The sequence below is a fragment of the Parabacteroides sp. PM6-13 genome, from assembly GCF_029892605.1.
Lineage (GTDB): Bacteria > Bacteroidota > Bacteroidia > Bacteroidales > Tannerellaceae > QVMG01.
This window is the reverse complement of the sequence record NZ_JARXWF010000001.1, coordinates 46,349-70,623: the sequence shown is the minus strand read 5'-3', so window position 1 is coordinate 70,623 and position 24,275 is coordinate 46,349. Positions and strand designations below refer to the sequence as shown.

Here is a 24,275-nt window from a genome sequence, read left to right as displayed (position 1 = left end):
GCCTTTTGATTCCTGTTACATCGTCGAAAGTATACGTGCCTGCATTCTGTTAACATAAAGAAACAAAACGTCTAATTTCGCCGCATTAATTCATTTATCATAAAAATAAATCAATGCACATGAAAACAAGACTTTTAATGTTTTGGACGCTTTGTCTCTTTACTCTTACCGTATGGGGACAAGGTAGTATTACAGAGGGTAGGGTGGTCACGGCTTCCAATAATGAACCCGTGATTGGCGCGACAGTGAAAGTGAAAGATGCTCCGACAGGTGTCATTACCGATTTGGATGGATTTTTCTCGGTAAATACCCAACCGGGAGCCACTTTGGTTATCTCCTATGTCGGTTATCGCACATACGAGGTGAAAGCCAATGGACAGAAGAACTTAGAGATAAAGCTTGAAGAAGATACCCAAATCCTGGAAACCGTTGTGGTGGTGGGGTATGGTACTGCCAAGAAGAGCGACCTGACCGGTGCGGTGGTAAGTGCTAATATCAAAGACTTTGAAAAAGCACCCAATACCAACCTGATGCAAAGCTTGCAAGGTACGGTTCCCGGTTTGAATATCGGACAGTCCTCTACGGCAGGTGGTTCACCTTCCGTTCAGATTCGTGGTAAAAACACCATTTCGGGAAGTACAGATGTACTGATTGTCTTGGATGGAATCATTTATACCGGTGATATCTCTTCGATCAATCCGGCCGATATCGAACGGGTGGATGTGTTGAAAGATGCCAGTGCTACAGCTGTGTATGGTGCGCAGGCTGCTAACGGCGTCTTGTTGATTACCTCCAAGAAAGGAACGCAAGGGAAAGCTAAGATCTCCTTCTCCAGCTCTTATAGTTTTCAGAGTCCTACCAACGATCTGAAGCCAATGGACCGCGCGGGATTGGTCGATTGGATGAAAGAGGTACAGTGGCGTGACGCGTATACTGAGAATTCGGGATATACAGCGGATAATCCGAACTTTGATTTAGCCAAGAGTGCTCCCGACTCCTATATGAGAGATGAAAGTGGTAATCTGATTACGACCGACTATAATTGGTGGGATGAGTTTACGCGTACCGGACACATCTTTGAAAACAAATTAAGTATTTCGGGAGGGAACGAAAGTGCTTCCTATATGCTTTCTGTAGGTAATACGGATCAGAAGAACCAACTCTTGAACGATGATTTTAAGCGTAATAGTATTCGCGTAAACCTGGATGTACAGCCACGTAAATGGTGGAAAGCCGGTATTCAAGCTTTCGGATCATTCGTGAACAAAGACGGGGCAGAGACCTATTTGCCTTTCCTTGTATGCTATAGCCCGTTCGCTGAGCCGTTTGACGCGGAAGGCAATATTGTTCCCTATCCAATGGGAGGCGTTATGCGCGATAATCCTTTTATGGGGTCCGTAGCCGATGATAAAGAGCGGCAGAACACTTTCTTTGCGAACCTCTATTCGGAGTTTCAGTTGCCACTGAAAGGATTGACGTATCGCTTTAACTTTGGTAATAACTACCGTACCTACGAACATGATTATGCCAATAAGTATAGCAATTACCCCAGTGGACAAGCCTATAAAAACAGTAATACCTATTACGATTATACATTCGATAATATCCTGAACTACGTTGGGGACTTTGGTAAGCACAGTGTCGGTGCCACTTTCGTGTATGGTGCCAGCCGTCGTAAATACACCTATACCGGTGCCGAAGCCAAAAATTTTGCTCGTCTCACATTGGGTTACAACAGCCTTGAACAGGGTAAGGAGCAATTTGCCAATTCCGATGCCTGGCAATCGGCTCTGCTTTATCAGATGCTGCGTGTAAACTATAAATTTGCCAATCGTTACCTGGTGACGGCTACCATTCGTCGCGACGGTTTCTCCGGTTTTGCTGCGAACAATAAATTCGCGACATTCCCGTCGGTGGCTTTAGGATGGGTGGCTTCGGAAGAGAGCTGGTTTAATGTATCCTGGATAGACTTCCTGAAAGTACGTGCCGGATACGGGGTGAGTGGTAACCAGACAGGGATCTACTCCTCGCAGGCTCGCGTAAACTCCGGTATCAGCTATATCTTTGGTAATGGTGCTACTTCCGGTGTATTGGGACAGGAATTGGTCTCTTTAGGAAATGCAGACCTGAAGTGGGAAAAGACAGGTGGATTTAACTTCGGATTGGATTTGAATATGTTTAATAATCGTCTGCGCGGTACGGTGGAAGCATATAAAACCACTACCAGAGATTTATTGTTTGACGTGACTATCCCTTCCGTTACCGGATTTGGCAGCATCCGCTCCAATGTAGGTAAGATCCAAAATACCGGTGTCGAATTGACACTTACCTCACAGAATATCTCCACGCAAGACTTTGAGTGGAGCACCACTTTCAATATCTCGCATAACGCGAATAAAATCAAATCGCTCATCGGCAAGGATGTTGACGGCGACGGCATAGAAGATGATATGACGGCCAGTAGCCTTTTCATAGGCGAATCGCTTTCGGCTATTTACGATTATAAGGTGGACGGTATCTATCAGGTAGGCGATGATATCCCTGAAGGCTTCTATCCGGGTAACTACCGCGTAGTGGATACGGACGGCAATGGTACGATTGATGCTGCTGACCGTACGGTGATCGGTAAGACCGATCCGGCTGCGCGTATGGGGCTTTTCAATAAGCTGCGCTATAAGAATGTTACGCTTAGCTTCTTCTTTAATTCGGTGATCGGTGGAAAGGATGGCTATCTGGGACAAAACACCAATGTCGTACGTCCGGATGACAATGGAAAGCGCTACAATCACTTTACGGAGGAGGCCGATCTGTTCTGGTCGCCCAAGAACCCCGGTGGTATTTACGATCGTTCATACCAGGACGGCAAGCTAGGAAGCAGTCCTCACCGTTATGAGAAACGTGATTTTGTCCGTTTGCAGGATGTTACGTTGGGTTATGATCTTCCGCGTATGTGGATGCAGAAAATCGGTATCGAAGGCATCCATATCTATATGAACTGCAAAAACCTGTTGACTTTGACAGGATGGCATGGATGGGATCCTGAACCCGACATGATGTGTCAGGATGGTAACGGCCGCAACATCATCACGGGAAGTGGCTATGCCAACCGTCCGGTAATGAAGAGCATCACGTTTGGTATAAATGTAAATTTCTAAATAAGTGGAAAACAAGATTCAAAAATTAATCAATATGAGAAAATATATATTCCCCTTGTTGCTGGCGGCAACAATGATAACCTCAGCTTCGCTCGTGAGCTGTGATGAGGATAAATTCCTTGCAGAAAAGCCTTTGGACTTTATGGGTGGCGACAACTCCTATTCGACTACGGCCGACTTCGATGCGGCTGTCAATGGGCTCTACAGCCTTGTTCGTAAGGAGTTTTATTGTGGAAACTATGACCGCATGAACGAATATCTGTGCCGGACGGACTTTATGATCCGTGCCGATCCGCCGACATCAAACCTCGCTGCCGATATGAACCCTACCGGAGGAGCGGCTACGTGGCATTGGGACAATCTGTATAAATTGGTCGCGCAAGCCAATACGGTTATTACGCGTATCCCCACCTCAAGTCTGCGTGAAGAGCAAAAGAAAAATTACGAAGCAAAAGGACGTTTCTTCCGTAGCATGGCATACCGTACGTTGGTTTATATGTATGGAGGAGTCCCCTTGCAACTCGAAGAGGTGACCGCTCCGAAAACAGACTACACACGCGCTTCGAAAGAAGAGGTGTTGGCGCAAGCTATTGAGGATGCGAAATTTGCCGCGGAGAACCTGACAGACATAGCTAATGTGACCGATGGCGAAATTAGCGCGACAGCAGCCTATTTCCTGCTTTCTGAACTCTATCTGGCAGCGGGCGAGAATCAAAAGGCGGTAGACGCGGCTACTCAGGTGATTAACAACCCGGCACTCGCGTTGATGACAGACCGTTTTGGCTCGCGTGCAAACGAAGCGGGTGATGTGTATTGGGATCTTTTCCGTTTGAACAATCAAAACCGCGCCAGTGGAAACAAGGAGGGTATTTGGGTCGTACAAATTGAACCGAATGTGATTGGTGGTGCCGGAAATACCGGTAACGCATTCTGGGTAGAAGGTGATTTCTGGCAAGAGAGATGGTGTGCTCCGCAAGTTGGGCTGTTCCGTATTAAATATGACGGCAAAGTATTGTCGCCTTTTATGTGGCCGGTGGGTGATTATACCGGAGGCCGTGGTATCGGAAACTTCTATTCCAACCAGCACTACTTCTTAGGTATCTGGGGCGGAAAGGATAGCGAAGACTTTAAGAACGATATCCGTAACTCTATCTATAACTATCCGCGTAAGTTTAAATACAACGATTCAGGTTTCTTGGCTCAATACGGATCACTTTTTGGCGACAGCATTGACTTGATGAATCCGCAGTTGCCGGAAGGCGCTATGTTGGAAACCGGCGCAAGCAGCCAGGGTATTGTCACCGCTCCCGACCAGATCCCGAACCGATATCTGACAGCCTACCAAACGAAGTGTACCCATCCCTACAATCATCCTGCTTCGCAATATGCCAACAAAGACATTTATATGCTGACAGGATCGGCCGGTAAGACCTATACGGATCAATATCTATTCCGTTTAGCCGAAGCCTATCTGCTCCGTGCCGAAGCCTATGTGAAGTTAGGACAAAAGGATAAGGCGGCTGCAGATGTGAATGTGGTTCGTCGCCGCGCGCATGCCACGGAAGCAACAGCTGCCCAGATGGATATGGATTACATCCTGGACGAACGTCTTCGTGAGTTTGGTATTGAAGAGAAACGTGTCTTGACACTTTCCCGTACCGGTATGATGACCGAACGCATCCGGAAATACAATCCCTATTATAGCGCGGCACATAGCGCGGATGGCAAAGACTTCGAAAGCAAATATGAATTGTATCCCATTCCACAATCTTTTATCGAAGCAAATACCGGACATAAAATAGAACAGAATCCGGGATATTAATAATATGAAATGACACCACGAATGATACTGTCTGTAAGGAAAAGCTACAGACGGTATTGTCCGTGGTGAATTGTTTTTAAGATCAATAGGTGTATGTATAAGATAGCTTTCTTCCTGACTTTCGTACTATTTGTTTTTATTCCTTTGAATGCGCAATCTGATGAATGGATACATGAACAGAAGGAAGAGGGATCGTTTCCTTTTGTTACCGCTCATGGGGATGCTTCCATCTGCTACGATCCGGCCGAACCGCCCGGCGTAATACGTGCCATTGAGGATTTACAAAAAGATATCTATCGCGTCACTGGACGTACACTGCGTACGTCGGTAGGTGGTGAGTTGACACGTTGCCCGGTGATTATCGGCACGCTCGGACACAGCCGACTGATAGAGCAACTCCAACAAAGTGGAAAGCTCCCTATAGAGAGATTACAGGGGAAGTGGGAGAGCAGCCTCGTTGCCGTAGTGGATCATCCTCTGCCGGATGTCGAACAGGCATTGGTTATTGTAGGAAGCGACCGACGGGGGACTATCTTTGCCATCTATGAACTATCACGCCAACTCGGTGTATCACCCTGGCATTGGTGGGCTGATGCGCCGGTGCGTCATCGGGAAGAGGTTTATTTGCCGCATAACCTGTCTCACTTCACGGACGAACCAGCCGTGAAGTATCGGGGTATATTCATTAATGATGAGTTTCCGGGTATGACATCGTGGGCACGCGAACGTTTTGGCGGAATGAACAGCCAGATGTATGCCCATCTCTATGAACTTCTTCTTCGTCTCAAAGCAAACTGTCTGTGGCCTGCCATGTGGGGCTCTTTCAAGGAATACAAACCATTAGTGCCTATTTTGAAAGATGAGGCGGGGTTGTATGAAGGCAACTGCTTCAACGAAGATGACCCGCTGAACCCGGTCGTGGCCGATGAATATGGCATCGTCATCGGGACTTCGCATCACGAGCCGATGCAACGCTCACAACAAGAATGGATACGCCATAAACAAGCGTATGGAAACAGCCAGTGGAACTATCAAACGAATCGTAAAGCGCTGCGGCGTTTCTTCCGAGAGGGTATAGAAAATAGTGCCGGACGTGAGAATCTGATCACCATCGGCATGAGAGGTGATGAAGATCGTCCGATGGAAGACGCAGGAAGTATCGAGGAGAATTTCCGTTTGATGAAAAGAATCATCACCGATCAGCGCGATATCATCGAAAATGTCACTGGACGTCCTGCCCGGGAGACACCACAGGTATGGACGCTTTATAGCGAGGTGATGGATTATTTCAACCAGGGACTCCCCGTGCCTGATGATGTGATTGTGGCATTCTGTGACGATAATTACGGGGACATACGCCGGGTACCATCCTTGGATAGCTTACGTCATCCCGGTGGATATGGTATGTATTATCATGTCAGCTACTATGGCGCTCCGCGTGCTTGCAAATGGCTTAACACATATCAGATAGAGCATCTGTGGGAACAATTACAACTGACCTATGATTACGGAGTGGATCGGTTGTGGATCCTCAATGTGGGAAGTCTTAAACCCCATGAGTATCCTATTGACTTTTTTATGGAGATGGCCTGGGATCCGCAACAATTTCGTGCCGACAACCTGCATGCTTACACGCGACGCTTTTGCGCGTCACTTTTTGGTGAGGCATATGCCGAACAGGCTGCCGTCTTGTTGAATAGCTATTCGCAATATGCTGCCCGTATTACGGGTGAGCTCTTGGACGAACATACGTATGATCTGGCGTCCAATGAATACCTACAGGTGCGCAATGAATTCCTTGCCCTCGAAGCGCGTGCCCTTCGCTTACGGGATGAGTTGTCGACAGATGCCGGCGACTGCTATCAGCAGTTGATACTTTTTCCGATACAAGCGATGGCAAACCTCTATGATATGTATTATGGGGTGGCTATGAATCGTAAGCTTGCAGCCGAAGGTGATATGAAAGCCAACGACTGGGCCGACCACGTAGAACAATGTTATGATCGCGACTCCTTGCTTTGTCGGGACTATAACCTTCGTATGGCCAACGGAAAATGGAACCACATGATGGATCAGGTGCATATCGGGTATACGGATTGGTATGCGCCTCCATACAATATATGTCCCAAGGTGTACCGTGTGGAGAAGCCTAAAGAGGAGGGAGGTTATATTTTCTCTATGCGCGATAAGGTGGCCGTCATGGAAGCGGAGCATTATTATGCCTCCCATGCCCCTGAAGGAACAACGTGGACTGTCATTCCACACTACGGACGCACCCTGTCCGGCATAGCCTTGATGCCTTACACCTCGCCCACCCAAGGAGCCAGTCTCTCTTACCGCATAGACGCGGCTTGCCCGGCAGATTCTGTAGATGTAAGACTCATCCTGAAGAGTACGATGCCTTTCCTGGGCAACGGGGGACATCATATACGGGTAGGGTTTGAGGGGGCTGACGCCCGGCAAGTGAATATGAACGGTTTGTTGACATGGGAGAATAAGTACACCTTGATGTATCCCACAGGATCCGCCCGCATCATTGAATTGCCGATTCGCCTCCCTGTACCCGAGAAAGAGGACTCCTGGATATTGACCTTTGAACCGCTCGATCCGGGAGTGGTACTACATAAAGTTATTGTGGACAGCGGTGGCTATCGCGAAAGCTATTTGAAAATGGCGGAGAGTGAGTATATGCTTAAACAGCCTTAGTCTGTCTTCTTCTCATTTGCCTTTTTCGCTTTTGTTTGATATTCCCTGGGAGAGACGCCAAACTGTTCTTTGAAGACATAGGAGAAATAGGTTATGCTGGGGATGCCTACTGCCTGACCTACGTCGGAAACTGTTACATCTATCTTCTTCAATAACTCGGCTGCCTGGTGCAAACGAATATTACGGATGAAGTTCTGTGATGTCTGGTTTGTCAGCTCCTTGAGTTTGCGATTCAGATGCATACGACTCAATCCTACGTCCGAAGCGAGATTCTCTACGGTGTAATCCGGATTGGCCAGGTTAAGATTGACATATTTAGTCACCCGATCCATCAGTCTTTCATTCGGCGCCTGCACTATTGGTGTCTCGGTTTTTCCTGTCGGCAGTTGCTTTCCCTGATAGATATTGCGTAGCAGCTCACGATTATGCAATAGGTTGGCAATCGTATTGCGAAGGATGTGCATATTGAAAGGTTTTATCATATAGCTGTCGGCACCTGTATCCAATCCAAGCAAGGTGTCTTCCTCGCGTGTTCGTGCCGTGAGCAAGATGATGGGAATATCGTTTAAACCGATATTCTGTTTCACTTTGTGGCAGAAGGTGATTCCGTCCATAACGGGCATCATCACATCGCATACGACAAGATCCGGGCGATGACGGTGCATCTCCGATAAGGCATCCTTCCCGTTCTCACATTCCTGTATGCAGTATTCGTTTTGAAGTTCCTGTTTCAGGTAGGTGCGTATTTCGTCGTCGTCGTCAACCAGCAACAGATGATATTTCCCTTTGGACTGTTTTGTTGGAGGTGCCGTTTCGGGTATAGGCGAGAGTATGATAGGCCGGCAATCGCTTTCACGATTTTCAGCAGGAACCATCTGTAAAAGTTCCGGGTGAGGAAAATGGTCGGCAGCGGGCAAGGTAATCGTGAAGCAACAGCCTGTGTTATCCGTCAGGTTGCGGACAAAAATGTTGCCATGATGCAACTTTACGAATGAGTGAACCAAATGCAGGCCGATTCCTGTTCCCTGCATGCTCTGGTTGTGTTGCGAATCAACCCGATAAAAGCGATTAAAGATACGTTCTAAATCTTCGGGAAGAATGCCGGGGCCTTCATTGCTCAATTCCAAATAGATCTGATCCTCTTCACTATGCAAAACGAAGCTTATTTTACCACCGTTCGGGGTATATTTCAACGCATTCGAAAGCAGGTTGACTATCACTTTGTCGAAGTTGCCTGGGTCAATACAAGCCTCGATACTGTCGGGGTTGGCTTCGATGGTGAACGTGATATCTTTATCGATCATCAGTCCTTCGAAAAGGGCGGCCGTACGCCGTATTAAAGCCACCAAGTCCGTACGACAGAAGTCGAGTTTCATCTGCCCTTTGTCTAATTTACGTAGATCCATCAGTTGGTTGACCAACTGAAGCAGGCGGTCGGCATTGCGATAGATAATGTGATATTGGTGTTGTCGCTTTGGATCGCCATCACTCTCCATCAGCCGCTTCAAAGGATTAACTACCAATGTCATGGGCGTACGAATCTCATGAGCGATGTTTGTGAAAAACTGTAGCTTTGCCTCGTTTAGCTCCTCCCGATGCACTTGTTCTATCCGGCGACGCAAAAACCATAGTATCGTACATACAATCCCACCTATTAACAAACACCATATAGCCCAGGCCCAAGAGGTGGCATACCAATGAGGATTGATATAAAGTTGAAACACACAAGCCTCCGACAAGGGCTGCTGTCTGCCGGCTTTCACCCGGATGATATGTTCACCGGCCGGTAACCCGTTGAAGTACACTTTGTTCATGCCTTGTGGCAGGGAGTGCCATTCACCTTCGTTTAAGGAATAGAAAAAATGACAGTTCTTATCACCACCCGGATCGGTTGTGGCAAACTCAATACAAAAAGCATTGTCAGTAGGTTTCAGCTGATAGCCCCCTTTATTGTCAGGCAAAACCGGCTCTCCGTGTAGATAAAAATCGACAATACGTACTTCGGGGATATGTGGAAGCAACGAGTCGACGCCGGTCGGATGGAAGTAACTGACACCTTTCGTGCCCCCCGCGTAGATGCATCCATCGGGTGTTATGAGTAAAGCCTTGGGTGAAAACTCGTTGCTCTGCAGTCCGTCGTCTTCATAATAGGTCGTGAATGATTGCTGGTGAAGATCCATTCGAACAATACCACACATGGTAGTTATCCAAATGTTTCCTTGCTGGTCTTCGCAGAGACCGGAGATGTAATTGTCGGGCAGGCCGTTGTGTGTATCGTAAAAACAGGGCTCGGAGCTGCCGTTGTCAAGTCGGTAAAGTCCGTCAGGCGTGCCCATCCACAACGTGCCACGGCTATCCTCCATAGAAGAAATGATGTGCTTGCCTCTTAAAAGACTGTTTTCTCCAAAACGGTTTATGAAGCTTTGTTTTTCTTCGTCATAACAACCTTGTCCATAGCAGGTGTTGATGTATAACTTGCCACTCTGCCCACGCATTAGTCCTGTTATCCAGCTGTTGTTTAGGGTGTTGGCGGTGGGGTGGTAGTCGCGGGCTGTATAACCACGTTCACTCATTAGTAATCGTTTTTCAAGATCGATACGATAAAAACCGGTTCCCATGGTTGATACAAGAAGGGCATCCGTACCATCCGGCAAAATGGATGAGATGTGCAATCCCTCCATGGCAGGCACATAGTCACACGCTCCGGTGGAGGGGTTCAACTTTAGCAAACCTCTTTTTTCACAGCCTATCCAAATGCCTCCTTTGGCATCACATCCAATTGCGCTGATACAAACCGGTTGTTTGTCGGATGCTTTTATGTCGTAGTGTCGGAGATAGGTATGATCGGCTCCAAAGCGATATAAGCCTTCTCCATCGGTGCCGACATAGAGTTCGCTATGCTGGCTTAGCCCCAATGAGGTAATATTTTCCAGTTGCGACACGGCTTCTTTCCCATAACGGGGTGTTTCAAGTATGTGAAAAGGGCTTTTTCTGGCAGGAATACGTACGACGCCTTTCCCCTGTAAGCCCAACCATAGATTTTCAGACCGGTCTTCAAAAATAGACCATACGCGCGCTTTTCGGGGATCGGTACAGGTGAGGTCATAAGGAATAGGGTTGAGCGTATCGGAATGGGGATCATAGGCATGGATTCCTTTTCCGTGGGTGCCAATCAATAACACCCCCTTTTGGGTTAGACAAAGACAATGCACCAACTCTTTTTCGATGCCTTTCACAAGGCCGATCTTCCCCTGTCTGTCTTTTCGATAAAGACCGGCATCTGTCGCGATGTAGAGTGTACTGTCCTGCGTAGCCGCCAATGCTGTTACCTTCAGGCTTTCCGTCCCATCCACAATTTTCCACGTGATTTCATCCGAGTCGGTTGTCCTTACGGCTTGTCTAAGTCCGTGACGTTCGGTACCGGCATATAAGGTTCCTTCATGACAAAGCAATGCGTTGACAAAATAATCCACTTCGTCTCCCTGGCCTGTTTGCTGGGCTATATGATCGTTTTCATGGAGACAAAAGACGCCATGTCCCAATGTGGCTACGTAAAATTTTCCGGAACCATCGGAAACGATATCCTTTACATACGTTTCCATCAGTTCGCCTGTTTTGCCTAAGAAAGAGATCTCTTTCATTCGTCGTGTCGTATGGTTATATAGTGCCATTCCGTCCGTCCGCCCAATCCATAAATCTCCGTTACGGCCCGCGCAAAGAGCCATGACAATCCTTGCCGTTTTGCTTCCGTCGTTTTTTGCCTCCTGATTATACAGTGTGATTTTTGCGCCGTCGTAAATGTTTAACCCCTTTTCTGACGCAATATAGATATTGCCTTGTGAATCCTGTGCAATATCATAAAAGATGGTTCCCGAAAGGTTATCTCCTACATCCAACAATTTTTCGCCTTGCGCGGCTTGGGTTGTTTCAGTCCAGATTATCATCAAGCCGATGATAATAAGATAGATTGAAAAGAGATTGCGTGTTTTACTCATTGTGGTTACTCTTTCGTATTAGTTGATATCGGAAATATATAGCGCTGCCGTAGTGGCTTGTAGCTAAAATGCTTATTTGGTATAAAGGTATACGAGATAGACGCGCATAAATATAGTGGTTTTTTATGCAATATCCGGTAAATCCTTTGCAATTATCCCTTATCCATTAGTGAAACTTTTTCAACAGGAAAGAAGGGGTTACCCTGAAGTAGACGCCAAAGGAGAAGTTGGTGTTGCCCTTGATAGAGCGCTTGCCGGTTTCGGGGTGGTTGATCACGTCGGAGAACATCTGATAAAGATCGAAATCAACCCCTAAAGCATAGCCTTTGCCGAGCTTCAGGGTATATTCTCCTCCCAAGTAAAACATTTGCGGATGTTCATAGACCGCGTTCTCCTCAATCAACGACATAGCACCAAAAAGCGGATTGCCGAATAAAGAGATAAAATCCTGGTTGTTGAAATAAGCTGTCTTCAGATGAAATTTGCCTATCTCGGCATGTAGGCTGAGGTAGCTGGCAACCCCTTTGTCTATGGGCCATAGGGTACCGGCTTGTTGGTAATAGCCGAGGAAATCGGCTTCGAGGGTTAAGCGTCGGAACAGGCGATGCCCGGTATTCCAGGTGGCTCCGATCCCGGTTGCTGCATTCACAAAGGTGCTGATTGAGTTGACCTGCATGGTGTCCAATTCTCCGCCTCTATGCTGTGCCAACACCTGGAGGGGCACATAGAGATGTACTTTCGAATCGGGATCATTCAGGTCGAAGCGGCTTGATAAGCCGACCGTAAACGCTTCCTGGTGGGTGTCTCCTTTATAAATAAAACTATGCCAGTTGAGCCATAGATCCGCATGGATCCGTCGACTGTCCCACAAGAGCTGTACGCCCGCCTCGGGATCCGCCGTCAGGTTCAGTTCTGGACTATAGAGTGGCTCTATCAGTTGATGGTTGCTTCCTCCGTAGATATTGCCCAATACGATGTTCAGGTTTTTTGTCAGTTGTAGTTGTGCCCGGAAATAAGTGGTGATATGGGCTCCTTTCTGATACTGGCCGCCTTTCCATTCAGCGATATCATGGTAGGCTACATTGGGATAGCGATAGCTACCATGATACAACAGAGCATGCAAACCGGCTTCCAGTTTTATGTTTGGCAAAGCATGATAGACCACTTTGGGCTGCAGCCATAATCCGGGCAGCGAGTAGCCTTTGATCACCGTATTGTCGTATTCGATATTTTTGAAGAAGTTGAGGTTGTTGAGCTCCAGGGAGAGCTCTTTGTGTTTCTCCGGGTCGACGGTGTAATCGTCTGAATAGATGCCCTCGGCATGTTGTGCCTGTACAGAGAAAACAGCAGACAAAAAGAGAAGGAAGCCCACCGTAAGTAGCCTTATTCCTATGCACCGTTCCCTTGTGATGAAATACATTTTTCTCTTATGATTTGTTTACAAACGTAGCGAAAAACCGTTTATAATAAAAATAGGGAGATAGATAAAATCCATCTCCCCATTATAAAAACCAATATCTTCTTAGCCGAGGCTATAGAGATTAGCCTCTTGGAGTTGCTTCTTTTACTACCATCTGACGACCTTCGTATTCAGCTCCGTCCAATTCTTTGATCATGTTTCTTGCTTCGTCATCATTAGGCATTTCAGCAAAAGCGAAACCTTTAGAACGACGTGTGTCACGATCAATGATTAACTTAACAGAATCAACTGTTCCATACTCTTCAAGAATCTGTTGCAAATCTTGTTCTCTAACGCGGTAATTTAAATTACCAATGTAAATGTTCATAAAAAATAAATAATAAATAATTAATAAGAAACAAAGATCGCTTTGTGGAAAGAACAATCGTTTGTTTTGTCGTAGCAAAGAAACGCAATAAAGTTGATATACAAACATTTTTCGGCTTTTATTTTCTCCAAATGCTCTTTTTTCTCCCGATATCCCATGAAGATCAAGCGATGGCCTTAAAATAAGAAAGACAGACCTTTAGGGCCTGTCTCTCCTTTTCTTATCGCGATTTGCTTAGTTCAATGTGCCGGCTTGTGCCTCTTCGATCATTTTTTCGTTGGCAACGATCAGGATTTCCACCCGGCGGTTCAGTGAACGGCCTTCTGCTGTCGCATTGCTGGCAACCGGTTCATGGATTCCTTTTCCTTCGTAGGCCATACGGCTGGGAGCTACTCCCTGCAGCTTCAGGTAGTCGTCTACGCTCTTGGCACGTTTCTCAGACAGGGTCTGATTATAGTCCACATTACCGGTATTGTCGGTATGTCCTATAATGCGAATATAGGTGTCCGGATTGTTTTTCAACGTAGTACCAAAATTAGCCAATGCGTCTCTGGAGGCATCGCTCAAGGTGCTTGAATTGGTAGCAAACAGGATACCGGAGTCAAAGGTCACCTTCAGGGCTTCGCCATCGTTTACCTTTTCTACCGTTGCATCGGGAACAGCCTCTTCGATCTGTTTCTTCTGCTTGTCCATGTTTTTACCGATCAGGGCACCGGCTGTTCCGCCTACGGCAGCACCAATGATGCTACCCAATGCCGTATTACCGGCTATCGCACCTACACCTGCCCCTACGGCAGCTCCTCCACCTACACCAATGGCTGTGCCTTTGGCTGTATTACTCCATGTTCCACAACTTGTAAAAACTAAGGCTGAACTCAACAGCACAACTGATAATAACTTTACGCTTTTCATTTTTTTATACATTTAAATTACTCGTTTAATTCTATAACAGAAAAACGCTTCAACTTGTTTACCCCCCGGTATTTTACGTTATTCAAACATATCGATCGAATCGCAATAAGCCAATTCGCCCTGAACAATAAAGGTGATTTCCTCCGATCCGAATTTGCCTACGCCGTCTTTCTTCGCGTTTTTTATCACATATTCGATCAGTTCGTCTTCATCGATCTCGATATCATCTTCCGCTTCGCTTTCATCATCAGTAAGGAAACCTTTTGAATCATAAAAGTCATAAACCAGATCCACGATATAGTTGATATCGTCGTCGCTGAACTTGCCTTTCATCTCTTGTGGAAGATAATTCTGGATAAAACGTACGGAATCGTCTTCGTCGTAAAGGAATTCGTCATTTTCGTTCATAACATACTGTTTTATTAGTTATACATGAGCAAAGATAGCGATTCTTCGCATCGAAGCGTCAGTTCAACTTAAATTTCCCTCTTTTTTCTTTTAGAATCCGAAGTCGTCGATTTCGAATTCTTTGATTTCTTCTTCTGCCGGTTTCTCTACCTGCTGGTGGATGGGGTTGGCTTTGACGATAATGGCTCTGTTGGGGCGTACCGGACAGATCGATTCGCAACCACCGCAGCCAATACAGAGATGTGGCTCCACCTTTGGCACGGTGAGGGTAGAACCCTCTTTATAAAGTTCCATATGCACGGCCTGTGTGGGGCAGTGTTCGGAACAAGCGCCACAGTCGGTGTTCTCTGTCTCCACAATACAACGGTTGAGGAAGAACTCTGCAATACCCACCTGCGTCGTCAGCTTCTCTTCTTTGGAGTCGAGATGGATCGCATGGTTGGGGCAAACATCGGCACAAATGGTACATTCGTAATTGCAATAGCTGTCGATATACGCCATATGGGGCTTCAACATATAACCTACTCCAAACTCCAGTCCGGCCGGCCGAAGCACATGGCTTGGGCATTGCACCACGCAAAGATGACATCCGGTACATTTATCTTTGAAGCGCTCCAGGCTGATCGATCCTGGTGGGGTGATCGGGGCGGGGTGATCGCTCTTTTGTTGCTTTTGCGCCCAGGCAGAGGCTATAGGCAGGGTGGCGGCCACCGTGGCACTGGTAGCCAGGAAATGGCGACGGGTGTTTGTGGTCGGGGTAGCCGTTTCGTTTACCGATTCTACGCTGGCTTCCGTTGTTTTCTCCTTTTTATTTGCCCAGGGCGGATTAAAGCTGTAGCTGATACTATCTTTTTTGCAGGAGGAGATACAGTTGAAGCAATCTACACAGCGGGAATTGTCGACTGTCATATTCTTCGTGTCGATGGCTTCTGCTTTGCAGCTCTTTTCACAAAGACCACAGCTGATGCATTTTTCTTTGTTGATATGCACATTGAACAAAGAAAAGCGTGAGAAGAGACTCAATAGCCCACCAACCGGGCAAAGGGTGTTGCAGAAGATGCGTCCCCGCCAGGAAACCAATACAACAAACAGGATTAGCGCCACCAAGGAGGCGATTACGCTGAATGTGGTTACCGTACTGATGGTAATGTGGTAAAGCGTATAATTGTCGAAACGGGATAACCCGGAAGCTAACGGATTATTGATCCAAATAAGCACCGGTCGGAACAGATTGGCTACGATACGCCCGAAATTACTATATGGGTCTAAAAGCAGCGCCAGACCGGCGAACCCGGAAAGCAGGAGGATGAAAGTGGCGCCGGTCAGTCCGTATCGCAGGATATTATTAGCCTTGTGATACTTGAACCGTTGCACTCCTTTCTTTTTCTTCTTTTTCTTTCCGATGCAATAGATGCGGTTGATAATATCCTGGAGGACTCCCGCCGGACATATCGTGGAGCAATAGATGCGTCCAAACAGCAGGACCAATGCGAGCTGCAACAGGATAATAAGCGCCGTCCCGGCCAGAATAGCCGGAATGATCTGTATGTGCGGGAATATCTTGAACCACGCCGGTAGCTCATAACGAATATCCAGAAAATAGAGAAGTATGGGTACGAAAAGAAGGATTGCCAGTGTCACCCGCAATCCTTTCAGGTAATTATTTTTTTTCATTATAAGCGAATACGTTGAATGTTTTTCTTTTTCAGATCGGTGGTCCCGAGCTTGAGCGCTTCACCGTTTGCCAGGTGACCCACAGCTTCCATATCCAACTTCTTTACCTGGTTGAACATACCGAGCGCGGCGGTGTCGATAGCCACAATGTCTGTCGAAGCGATCAGCGATTTCAGGGTGGCCACATCGGCTAATGTCTTACCCTGCGGTCCGTTCTGATGCATCATACGGTAGGCATCTACAATATGCAGTGCGGGTTTCTTCTCCCAGGTACATATATCGGCAATACATTGATGGAGGTCGTTCTGATGGAAGAAGCGGCGATCCCATACGATACCCATCATATTCTTCATGGCGCAACTGAACTTAGCTCCCCCGTGGTTCTTCAGGATGGGCACATTAAACCAAGCATCACATTCGATAAGCGATTCATGTATCTTGGCGCTTTTCAGTTTAACACCTTTCGGAAGTGCTACCTCTTTGAAGTAACGCTCTTCGTTCCCCGGCATAACAACGGCGCCGGCTTCGCGGGCAGCAGCCGCTATACCACTGTTGTCGTAGCATTTCTGCCAGTTATCGCAGGTATGGTCGAATACCGTCACTTTGGAAGCGCCGGCATCCAGGCATCTTTTTACCAAAGCTTTGATAAGATCCGGGTTGGTATTTCCCGCCATCTCGGGTGAACGGTCCCAGCCGATATTGGGCTTTATAACGATTTTGTCTCCTTTTTTTACGAAATTCTTTATGCCCCCTAAGGTTTCCAATGCTTTGTCTAACATGGCTTCCGGTTCGCCTCCCATGATAGCGACCATGTCGGGTGCAGCCTGTACAGCCATGGTGTTGGAAGATAATGCTGCCTGAAGGCCTTCAAAATTCAGGGAAAGGGCTGCGCCAGCCACTACACTGGACTTAATAAAATCACGTCTTTTCATCTTTGTTTTTACTTCTTTATGTATTCATGGATAATTCGAGAGGATATTTTCTTTAGCAAATATAGTGAATGTCTGCAAAATAGTGTAAGTTTGACATGAATTAAACATTTATTAGGGAAACAGCTGGCTTTTTATAAAATATTTCCTTGAATCGGTATGGCAAATATATTATTGGTTGAAGATGAAGCGAATATATCCTCTTTCATTGAGCGGGGATTGGGTGAGTTCGGGTATGCTGTTTGTGTGGCAAATAATGGCCTTTCCGGTTGGGAGTTGCTTCAGAAAGAGTCTTTCCAATTGCTTATTTTGGATATTGTTATGCCGGGCATGACCGGTATCGGACTGTGTCGGCGTTTCCGGCAGGCATATGGCTTTCAGACACCGGTGATTATGTTGACCGCCTTGGGCACCACGGAGGATATCGTGGCCGGATTGGAGGCGGGAGCCGATGATTACCTGGTGAAGCCCTTTAGCTTTCAGGAGTTGGTGGCTCGGGTGAATGCTATGTTGCGCCGGGCAGGCATGGATATCACCGCCCCATTGAATTATGCTGATCTTTCACTCAATCGAGAGACCCGTCGGGCTACCCGTGCCGGGCAAGTAATAGATCTGACTGTGCGGGAGTATCGTCTGTTGGAATATTTACTGCTTCATGCCGGAGAGGCGGTCAGCCGCGAAGCACTTATCCGGGAGGTGTGGGACAAAGAGCCGGATCGGAATATGAATGTGGTCGATGTGTATGTGAATTACCTGCGTGGCAAGGTGGATAAAGGCTTTCGCAACAAGCTGATCCATACGGTGTCGGGCGTAGGCTACAGGTTGGAAGCATGACGACGGAAAACAAAATAGCACTTACCTACACCGGGCTTATCGGGGGAAGTATGGCGTTGTTGGCTATTGTCTTTCTTTTATTTGCTTATTTCTTTATGCCGAAGGAAGCGGGGGCGGGGGCTTTCTCTTCCCTGTTTGGCTTTTTGGTGGCTGTGTTGACTGCCTTTGTTTTGGTTAGTTCGTTATTGGTCTACCTGATCAGTCGTCGTTATTCCGCACGCATGATCGAACGTATCGACACCGCATACCAGGGCGAGAAAGCCTTTGTGCGTAATGCGTCTCATGAGCTGAATAACCCGTTGACCGCTATTCAGGGGGAATGTGAGATTACGTTATTAAAGGAGCGCACCCCGGAAGAGTACCAGGCGGCTGTCAGGCGAATCCTGCATGAGACAAAACGCATTATTCACCTGACGAAGCAGCTCCTTTTTCTCTCCCGAGGTAATGAGGAGATACTGCGAAGCTTTACCGAATCTGTCCAGATCGCGGAGTTTATGATGACGTTTGTCAGCGGAAGAGTGCACTTCTCGCCCGATACTTTTGCCTATAGCGTGCAGGCAAATCCGCATCTTTTGAAGATCGCCATAGAGAATATCTTACATAATGCGTTGAAATATTCCGACCCTCGTCCGGTCGATGTGCGGCTTCGTGTGAACGAATTGGAGATTGAAGATTATGGCATTGGCATTCCTCCGGAGGAATTGAAAAACATTTTTCAACCTTTTTTTCGAGCCAGTAACACACAAGGCTTTGCCGGGTATGGTGTCGGCTTGTCTTTGTCAATCAGGGTCTTGCAGGCTTACGGGGCGAAGGTGACCGTCTCTTCCGACTTGGGAAAAGGCACCCGGGTGAAAATTTTTTTTCCTTGACACCGAACATTTTCCATGCCTTGATAGTTATATAGGTGTTTGAAAGGGATAGTAATGAGAAAAAGTAATTTTACGTATAACCGTGTATGGAGTTTCAAGGCTTTTTATTTTCAAGTTACATAGTAGATTTCAAAAGGTACAGGTTTAATAAAAAATAAGTTAGACCCGTGTCATTCTTTTGGGTGCTTTTGAAGTTCGGTTTTTGAAGATACAGGTTGTATGTAAAGACATTAAGATATAATTGACCCTTATTTATCGCTGATTTATTATATTTTTGTAGCCATTGTTCGATGTGAATCGAGCAATGGTTTTTTTGTGTACAAACGAAAACAGTGAAAAGGATATGCTTATAGACAATAAAACAGGATTGGTATTGGAGGGTGGAGGCATGCGGGCTACTTTTACGGCCGGCGTGTTGGACTGGCTGATGGATAAGGAGATATGGTTTCCCTATACGATCGGTGTTTCGGCAGGTGCCAGCAATGGCATTTCGTATGCTTCGCGTCAGCGGGGGCGTTCGCGCTTCAGTAATATCGATCTATTGGAGAAGCGAAACTATATCGGCTTGTCTTATTTCCTGAAAGGGAGGGGGTATATCGACATGAATTTTCTTTTTTATGAATACCCCGATGCCTATTATCCCTTGGATTATGATACCTGCTTTCGTTCGCCCGGCCGCTTTGTGATGGTCACGAGTAATTGTCTGACAGGGCGTGCCGAGTATTTTGAAGAGCGGCAGGATCGCGACCGTCTGGTGGATATCTGTTGTGCCTCCTGTAGCATTCCGGTGATGTGTCCTGTGAAATATGTCGATGGCATTCCGATGGTCGATGGCGGGGTGTGCGACGCTATCCCGATTCGTCAATCGATCCGGGAGGGATTCGTAAAAAATGTGGTGGTCATGACCCGCAATAAAGGCTATCGGAAGGAGGAGAAAGAGGTGCGTCTGCCCGGCTTTATTTACCGGAAATACCCGGCGCTGCGTGAACAGCTGCGTAGTCGTCACCGTCGTTACAATGAATTGTTGGATTTTGTGGATGCCGAAGAGGCGGCGGGGAGAGCTTTGGTGATACGCCCTGAGAAGCCGCTCGAAGTAGGGCGCACCGAACGGGATAGCCGTAAGCTGCAAGCCTTGTATGACGAAGGGTATGCCTCGGCCGAAAAGGCTTTTCGCTCGGCTACTCTTTCTCTTTGATCTTGTTTTTGTAGGCGAGAAGCGCTTTCTCGGGGTCGATGGCCAGGTGGCAAAAGTCCTTATAGCGTTGCTCAATACGCGCTTTGCTCAAGGCGTTGTCGCGCGCCTGTGCTCCCGGATGCCCTTTGGCGACATCTGCTGCGTGTGCTGCGATCTTATGTGTATGGATGGCTGTTCGGTATTCTTCTTTATTAATCGCGGGGAGGTCATGACAGGTGGGCATGACGCAGCCGATCAGCGAGGCACCCAGTGAAGCCATTTGAGCTGCACCTATGGCAGAGGCTATGTGGTCGTATCCGTAGCTGATGTCGGTAGTCAGTGGGCCATAAATGAAATAGGGCGCTTGGCGGCAGGTGTACTGCTGCTCTTTCATCTCTTCCTCCATTTTGTTCATCGGCAGGCAATCCGGTCCTTCGACAATTGTCTGTATCAGATTCTCCCGGGCTATATCAGTCAGCTTCCCTTTTGTTTTCAATTCCGCATAATAGGCACTGTCGCCGGCGTCATAGATGGAACCGGCTCCCAGGCTGTTGCCAATCACCAGGGTCACGTCGTATTGACGAAGGATATCGCATAGCTCTTCGAAGTGTGTGTACAGGAAATTCTCTTTTTGGTGATGGTGTATCCATTCAGCCATCAATAGGCCGGCCGGTGAGGCGATGCCGGTCAGCCGCGGCAGGGTTTTATCGATATGCGCTTGCAGAAGCGCCGCATGAACCACCACAAAATCAATCCCTCGCTCAGCCTGTTCGATTAAGGTGTTTCGGTAGACCTCCCAGTTTAATGCGGCCACCTCTTCACCCGCCTGTTGAAAGGCCTCGTAAAGCGGGATGCTTCCGATGGGTACCGGGCAGTTCTTCAGGTAGCTATTCTGTGCTGTTGCGATATCGCCGGATCTGGATAGGTCGATAAATGAATCGGCACCCCATTTGCAGTTGCGGATCATCTTCTCCAGCTCCCCTTCGATGGGAGAGGCCGATGAGGTGGTGTACATCGGTACGTTGACTTTTACCAGGAACTTACTACCAATAATCATTGGCTCGAGCTCCGGGTGGTTGATGTTTGCCGGGATCACAGCGCGTCCGGCGGCAATCTCCTTGCGAACAAAATCGGGGGTGATATAGGATTTCAGTCCCAGGGACTCGATGTGCTGGCTCTCACGAATGGCTACATATTCCATTTCGGGGGTGATGATGCGTCGTTTGGCATAGGAGAGTTGTGTGATGTTTTTCCCCTCTTTCGCCTTGTAAACGAGAGGTGTTATAGGGACGATGTCTTTGCGACGTTTGCACCATTCTTCGCGAATACGTGGGATGCCTGTTTGCAAAAGAGATGATATCTTGGGGTCGGAATAGGGGCCGGAAGTGTCATAGACGATAAGAGGCGTGTTGGGTTTATATGACACGGTGCCGGCATTGTCTACCGTCTGGGTGTCGTTCAGCGTAATTTGTCGCATGCCTACCCGCACCTTGTTGATGGCCCCGTTTATATAGATCTTTTCAGAGGCGGGAAAGGTTACACGGATACTCTTATTGATTGTCATTCTCTTTTAGCATTAGACTGTAAACATACATAAAACTCCCCATACATAAAAGCGTCGGAAGAATCTCTTCCAACGCTTTCTGAAGGTGTGACCGCGACAGGATTCAAACCTGTAACCGGCTGATCCGTAGTCAGCTACTCTATTCAGTTGAGCTACGCGGCCATTCCATGATGTGTTTTGCTATTCTTTCTCTGATAGTGACCGCGACAGGATTCAAACCTGTAACCGGCTGATCCGTAGTCAGCTACTCTATTCAGTTGAGCTACGCGGCCATTATTCTTTCAGAATGCGAGTGCAAAGGTAGCGGTTTTCTTTAAATAGGCAAATAATTTTTCTTTTTATTTGGTCTGCATACGCAAAAGAAATAAATCACCTTCCACTTTCCCTTTTATTCGAAGGCTTCGCTTCTCCTCGAAATCTCAAAATACAAAATGTAAGCAAAAATGGCATTTTGCTTTACAATATGATACGTTAAAAAGTGTTACTCGCGGGACTAATTTTAAATACCCCTACGTTTTTGGAAAAATAGTCGGGCGTTTTTGACAATTTGGTCAAATTGGGAATCTTTGAAGGAGAAGGGAGAAAGGAGAAAGGGGCGTCTTCAGATATAGTAAGATGTGAAGATGGGCAAGGTGCACTGAAATGAAGTCCGGAAGGACTTATAGTTGGATAACCCCGTGCAAGCCGCTAAGGCGCAGCTCGGGGTTGATAGTGTCGTAGGAACGAGCTCCGTAGGGGCTCAACAGTTGACCTCCTACGGAGCTCATTATATATGTATTACGTCGACCCCGAGCTGCACCTACGGTTTGCACGGGGTTATCCAGGTTGAAGCCCTTCCGGGCTTGCTGAATTCATAGTATCTATCGTTCTTTCAGAACTTGACTAATTGTATTGTCATGATCCCCAGGGTGGCGCAGACCTTCGGCCTGCTTACCCGTGGGCTAAGTCTTCGTCCCGCTGGGACTCAGCCCTTCAGGCCTCGTGACCTTCAGTCTTATAAATAAAGTCAAACACAGTGTTATCTGTGCTATCTGTGCCAATATCTCCTATTTGCTCTGCGCTTTCGGCTAAGCGATCTTCGATTCCTATCCCCCTTCCCCCTTCTCCCTTCTCCCTTCTCCTTTCTCCTTTCTCCTTTCTCCTTTATATCTCTTTCTCCTCAGCATGTAAATAAAAATATTCTCTCTTTTTATTTTTTTCGTACCTTTGCCATTTAAAAGGAAAAACAGATGGACAGAATATGTCTGAAAGATAAAGAATTTGAACTATTTATCCCGGAGCAGCAGATCCGGGAGGCCATCGAGGGGATGGCTGTGGAGATCAGAAAGGATATTGAAGGAGAGAATCCATTGTTTGTAAGCATTCTGAATGGGGCATTTATGTTTACGGCAGAGCTGATGCGTCAGCTGGATGGCCCTTATGAGATGACTTTTGCCCGTTACTCCTCTTACCGGGGTACCTCTACGACAGGGAGGGTGAATGAAATCTTACCGGTGACGGTCGATGTTCGTGGCCGCCTGGTGATCCTTCTGGAAGATATTGTTGATACCGGAACCACTATGCAATATGTGATGGAAAAACTAAAATCGCAGGGTGCCTCGGATGTTAAACTGGCTACGATGCTGTTTAAGCCGGATGCGATGCGATGTGATTTGACTCCTGATTATATTGGTTTACGCATTCCGACGGATTTTATTGTCGGATATGGCTTGGATTACGATGAGTTAGGCCGCACTTACAAAGACATTTATAAATTGGTAGGGGAATAGCGGCGAACGGTGATACCTAATTAAACTTATTATATCATGTTGAATGTAGTAATATTTGGTGCTCCCGGATCAGGAAAGGGAACACAAAGCGAAAAGATTATCAGCGAATTTGGGCTGGATCATATTTCGACCGGTGACGTGCTGAGGGCAGAAATTAAAAAGGGGACTGAACTGGGGAAGATAGCGGATAGCTATATTAGTAAGGGACAACTGGTGCCCGATGAGCTGATTGTAGACATCCTGGCGAAGGTGCTGGATGAAAAAAAGAATGAAAAAGGGGTGATCTTCGATGGTTTCCCCCGTACGATCCCACAGGCCGAAGCGTTGAAAAAGATGCTGAATGAACGCGGAACGGATGTGAGTGTCATGTTAAACCTGCAGGTGAAGGAATCGGAACTGATCGAACGCCTGTTGAAAAGAGGTCAATCGTCGGGCCGTTCGGACGACAACCTGGAGACGATCCAATCGCGCTTACAGGTGTATCACAACCAAACAGCTCCCCTGGCCGACTATTATATAAAGGAAGGGAAGCATGTCGCCATCGAAGGCGTCGGCACGATCGATGATATTTTTGAAAAGATAAAAAACGCGCTAAAACAATTATGAATGATGAATGATGAATTATGAGGCATACGTGTCCTCTTCAATTCATCATTCATCATTCATAATTCATAATT

General features: G+C 47.1%; 16 protein-coding genes and 2 tRNA genes. 8 read left to right on the top strand and 10 right to left on the bottom strand.

The window, feature by feature from the left end; translation table 11 throughout:
- The first annotated feature begins 119 nt into the window (after positions 1 to 119).
- The 3 genes from M2134_RS00300 (at position 120) to M2134_RS00290 (ending at position 7,683) form a co-directional block, all read left to right on the top strand.
- Positions 120 to 3,155, top strand: coding sequence for a TonB-dependent receptor (locus tag M2134_RS00300; RefSeq protein ID WP_280749788.1), 3,036 nt, complete (start codon positions 120 to 122; stop codon positions 3,153 to 3,155).
- Positions 3,156 to 3,189: 34 nt separating this feature from the next.
- Positions 3,190 to 4,977, top strand: coding sequence for a RagB/SusD family nutrient uptake outer membrane protein (locus M2134_RS00295; protein ID WP_280749787.1), 1,788 nt, complete (start codon positions 3,190 to 3,192; stop codon positions 4,975 to 4,977).
- Positions 4,978 to 5,070: 93 nt separating this feature from the next.
- The gene (locus M2134_RS00290) at positions 5,071 to 7,683 is read left to right on the top strand and encodes a glycosyl hydrolase 115 family protein (protein WP_280749786.1); all 2,613 of its coding nucleotides are present in this window, start codon (positions 5,071 to 5,073) and stop codon (positions 7,681 to 7,683) included.
- Here M2134_RS00290 and M2134_RS00285 read toward each other — a convergent pair.
- The 7 genes from M2134_RS00285 to M2134_RS00255 form a co-directional block, all read right to left on the bottom strand.
- Positions 7,680 to 11,678: a two-component regulator propeller domain-containing protein gene (locus M2134_RS00285; protein WP_280749785.1), complete on the bottom strand. Its 3,999-nt coding sequence runs from the start codon at positions 11,676 to 11,678 to the stop codon at positions 7,680 to 7,682. The genes M2134_RS00290 and M2134_RS00285 overlap by 4 nt on opposite strands.
- Positions 11,679 to 11,844: 166 nt before the next feature.
- Positions 11,845 to 13,098: a hypothetical protein gene (locus tag M2134_RS00280; protein ID WP_280749784.1), complete on the bottom strand. Its 1,254-nt coding sequence runs from the start codon at positions 13,096 to 13,098 to the stop codon at positions 11,845 to 11,847.
- A gap of 121 nt (positions 13,099 to 13,219) precedes the next feature.
- The gene (locus M2134_RS00275; RefSeq protein WP_280749954.1) at positions 13,220 to 13,465 is read right to left on the bottom strand and encodes an RNA-binding protein; all 246 of its coding nucleotides are present in this window, start codon (positions 13,463 to 13,465) and stop codon (positions 13,220 to 13,222) included.
- Positions 13,466 to 13,699: 234 nt separating this feature from the next.
- Positions 13,700 to 14,377 carry an OmpA family protein gene (locus tag M2134_RS00270; RefSeq protein ID WP_280749783.1) on the bottom strand — a complete coding sequence of 226 codons (678 nt, stop codon included), beginning with the start codon at positions 14,375 to 14,377 and terminating at the stop codon, positions 13,700 to 13,702.
- 78 nt (positions 14,378 to 14,455) lie between these two features.
- Positions 14,456 to 14,785 (bottom strand): hypothetical protein, encoded by a 330-nt coding sequence (locus M2134_RS00265; RefSeq protein WP_280749782.1) that lies wholly within the window; start codon positions 14,783 to 14,785, stop codon positions 14,456 to 14,458.
- A 90-nt stretch (positions 14,786 to 14,875) separates the two neighbouring features.
- Positions 14,876 to 16,459, bottom strand: coding sequence for a 4Fe-4S binding protein (locus M2134_RS00260; protein ID WP_280749781.1), 1,584 nt, complete (start codon positions 16,457 to 16,459; stop codon positions 14,876 to 14,878).
- A complete protein-coding gene (locus tag M2134_RS00255; RefSeq protein WP_280749780.1) occupies positions 16,459 to 17,391 on the bottom strand; it encodes a DUF362 domain-containing protein in 933 nt (310 codons plus the stop codon). Before M2134_RS00255 ends, M2134_RS00260 begins: the two co-directional genes overlap by 1 nt.
- A 156-nt stretch (positions 17,392 to 17,547) precedes the next feature.
- Between M2134_RS00255 and M2134_RS00250 the strand changes: the two genes are divergently transcribed.
- The 3 genes from M2134_RS00250 to M2134_RS00240 all read left to right on the top strand — a co-directional run bounded on the left by M2134_RS00250 (position 17,548) and on the right by M2134_RS00240 (position 20,286).
- On the top strand, positions 17,548 to 18,222 hold the full coding sequence (locus M2134_RS00250) for a response regulator transcription factor (RefSeq protein WP_280749779.1): 675 nt from the start codon (positions 17,548 to 17,550) through the stop codon (positions 18,220 to 18,222).
- Positions 18,219 to 19,091 (top strand): HAMP domain-containing sensor histidine kinase, encoded by an 873-nt coding sequence (locus M2134_RS00245; protein WP_280749778.1) that lies wholly within the window; start codon positions 18,219 to 18,221, stop codon positions 19,089 to 19,091. The genes M2134_RS00250 and M2134_RS00245 overlap by 4 nt, the downstream gene beginning before the upstream one ends.
- Positions 19,092 to 19,434: 343 nt before the next feature.
- Positions 19,435 to 20,286 (top strand): patatin family protein, encoded by an 852-nt coding sequence (locus M2134_RS00240; RefSeq protein WP_280749777.1) that lies wholly within the window; start codon positions 19,435 to 19,437, stop codon positions 20,284 to 20,286.
- Here M2134_RS00240 and M2134_RS00235 read toward each other — a convergent pair.
- From M2134_RS00235 to M2134_RS00225, 3 genes are all read right to left on the bottom strand, one after another.
- On the bottom strand, positions 20,270 to 21,829 hold the full coding sequence (locus tag M2134_RS00235; RefSeq protein WP_280749776.1) for a phosphomethylpyrimidine synthase ThiC: 1,560 nt from the start codon (positions 21,827 to 21,829) through the stop codon (positions 20,270 to 20,272). The two genes, M2134_RS00240 and M2134_RS00235, sit on opposite strands and share 17 nt — an antisense overlap.
- Before the next feature lie 88 nt (positions 21,830 to 21,917).
- Positions 21,918 to 21,991: transfer RNA gene (locus M2134_RS00230), tRNA-Arg, on the bottom strand.
- 36 nt (positions 21,992 to 22,027) lie between these two features.
- A tRNA-Arg gene (locus tag M2134_RS00225) sits at positions 22,028 to 22,101 on the bottom strand.
- Positions 22,102 to 23,058: 957 nt separating this feature from the next.
- Between M2134_RS00225 and M2134_RS00220 the strand changes: the two genes are divergently transcribed.
- Positions 23,059 to 23,598 carry a phosphoribosyltransferase family protein gene (locus M2134_RS00220; RefSeq protein WP_280749775.1) on the top strand — a complete coding sequence of 180 codons (540 nt, stop codon included), beginning with the start codon at positions 23,059 to 23,061 and terminating at the stop codon, positions 23,596 to 23,598.
- 36 nt (positions 23,599 to 23,634) lie between these two features.
- Positions 23,635 to 24,204 (top strand): adenylate kinase, encoded by a 570-nt coding sequence (locus M2134_RS00215; protein ID WP_280749774.1) that lies wholly within the window; start codon positions 23,635 to 23,637, stop codon positions 24,202 to 24,204.
- The last annotated feature ends 71 nt before the right edge of the window (positions 24,205 to 24,275 follow it).

Bases quoted from the DNA above. Each gene is read 5' to 3' on its own strand.
- M2134_RS00300 (WP_280749788.1), top strand. From the start codon at position 120: ATGAAAACAAGACTTTTAATGTTTTGGACGCTTTGTCTCTTTACTCTT.
- M2134_RS00295 (WP_280749787.1), top strand. From the start codon at position 3,190: ATGAGAAAATATATATTCCCCTTGTTGCTGGCGGCAACAATGATAACC.
- M2134_RS00290 (WP_280749786.1), top strand. From the start codon at position 5,071: ATGTATAAGATAGCTTTCTTCCTGACTTTCGTACTATTTGTTTTTATT.
- M2134_RS00285 (WP_280749785.1), bottom strand. From the start codon at position 11,678: ATGAGTAAAACACGCAATCTCTTTTCAATCTATCTTATTATCATCGGC.
- M2134_RS00280 (WP_280749784.1), bottom strand. From the start codon at position 13,098: ATGTATTTCATCACAAGGGAACGGTGCATAGGAATAAGGCTACTTACG.
- M2134_RS00275 (WP_280749954.1), bottom strand. From the start codon at position 13,465: ATGAACATTTACATTGGTAATTTAAATTACCGCGTTAGAGAACAAGAT.
- M2134_RS00270 (WP_280749783.1), bottom strand. From the start codon at position 14,377: ATGAAAAGCGTAAAGTTATTATCAGTTGTGCTGTTGAGTTCAGCCTTA.
- M2134_RS00265 (WP_280749782.1), bottom strand. From the start codon at position 14,785: ATGAACGAAAATGACGAATTCCTTTACGACGAAGACGATTCCGTACGT.
- M2134_RS00260 (WP_280749781.1), bottom strand. From the start codon at position 16,459: ATGAAAAAAAATAATTACCTGAAAGGATTGCGGGTGACACTGGCAATC.
- M2134_RS00255 (WP_280749780.1), bottom strand. From the start codon at position 17,391: ATGAAAAGACGTGATTTTATTAAGTCCAGTGTAGTGGCTGGCGCAGCC.
- M2134_RS00250 (WP_280749779.1), top strand. From the start codon at position 17,548: ATGGCAAATATATTATTGGTTGAAGATGAAGCGAATATATCCTCTTTC.
- M2134_RS00245 (WP_280749778.1), top strand. From the start codon at position 18,219: ATGACGACGGAAAACAAAATAGCACTTACCTACACCGGGCTTATCGGG.
- M2134_RS00240 (WP_280749777.1), top strand. From the start codon at position 19,435: ATGCTTATAGACAATAAAACAGGATTGGTATTGGAGGGTGGAGGCATG.
- M2134_RS00235 (WP_280749776.1), bottom strand. From the start codon at position 21,829: ATGACAATCAATAAGAGTATCCGTGTAACCTTTCCCGCCTCTGAAAAG.
- M2134_RS00220 (WP_280749775.1), top strand. From the start codon at position 23,059: ATGGACAGAATATGTCTGAAAGATAAAGAATTTGAACTATTTATCCCG.
- M2134_RS00215 (WP_280749774.1), top strand. From the start codon at position 23,635: ATGTTGAATGTAGTAATATTTGGTGCTCCCGGATCAGGAAAGGGAACA.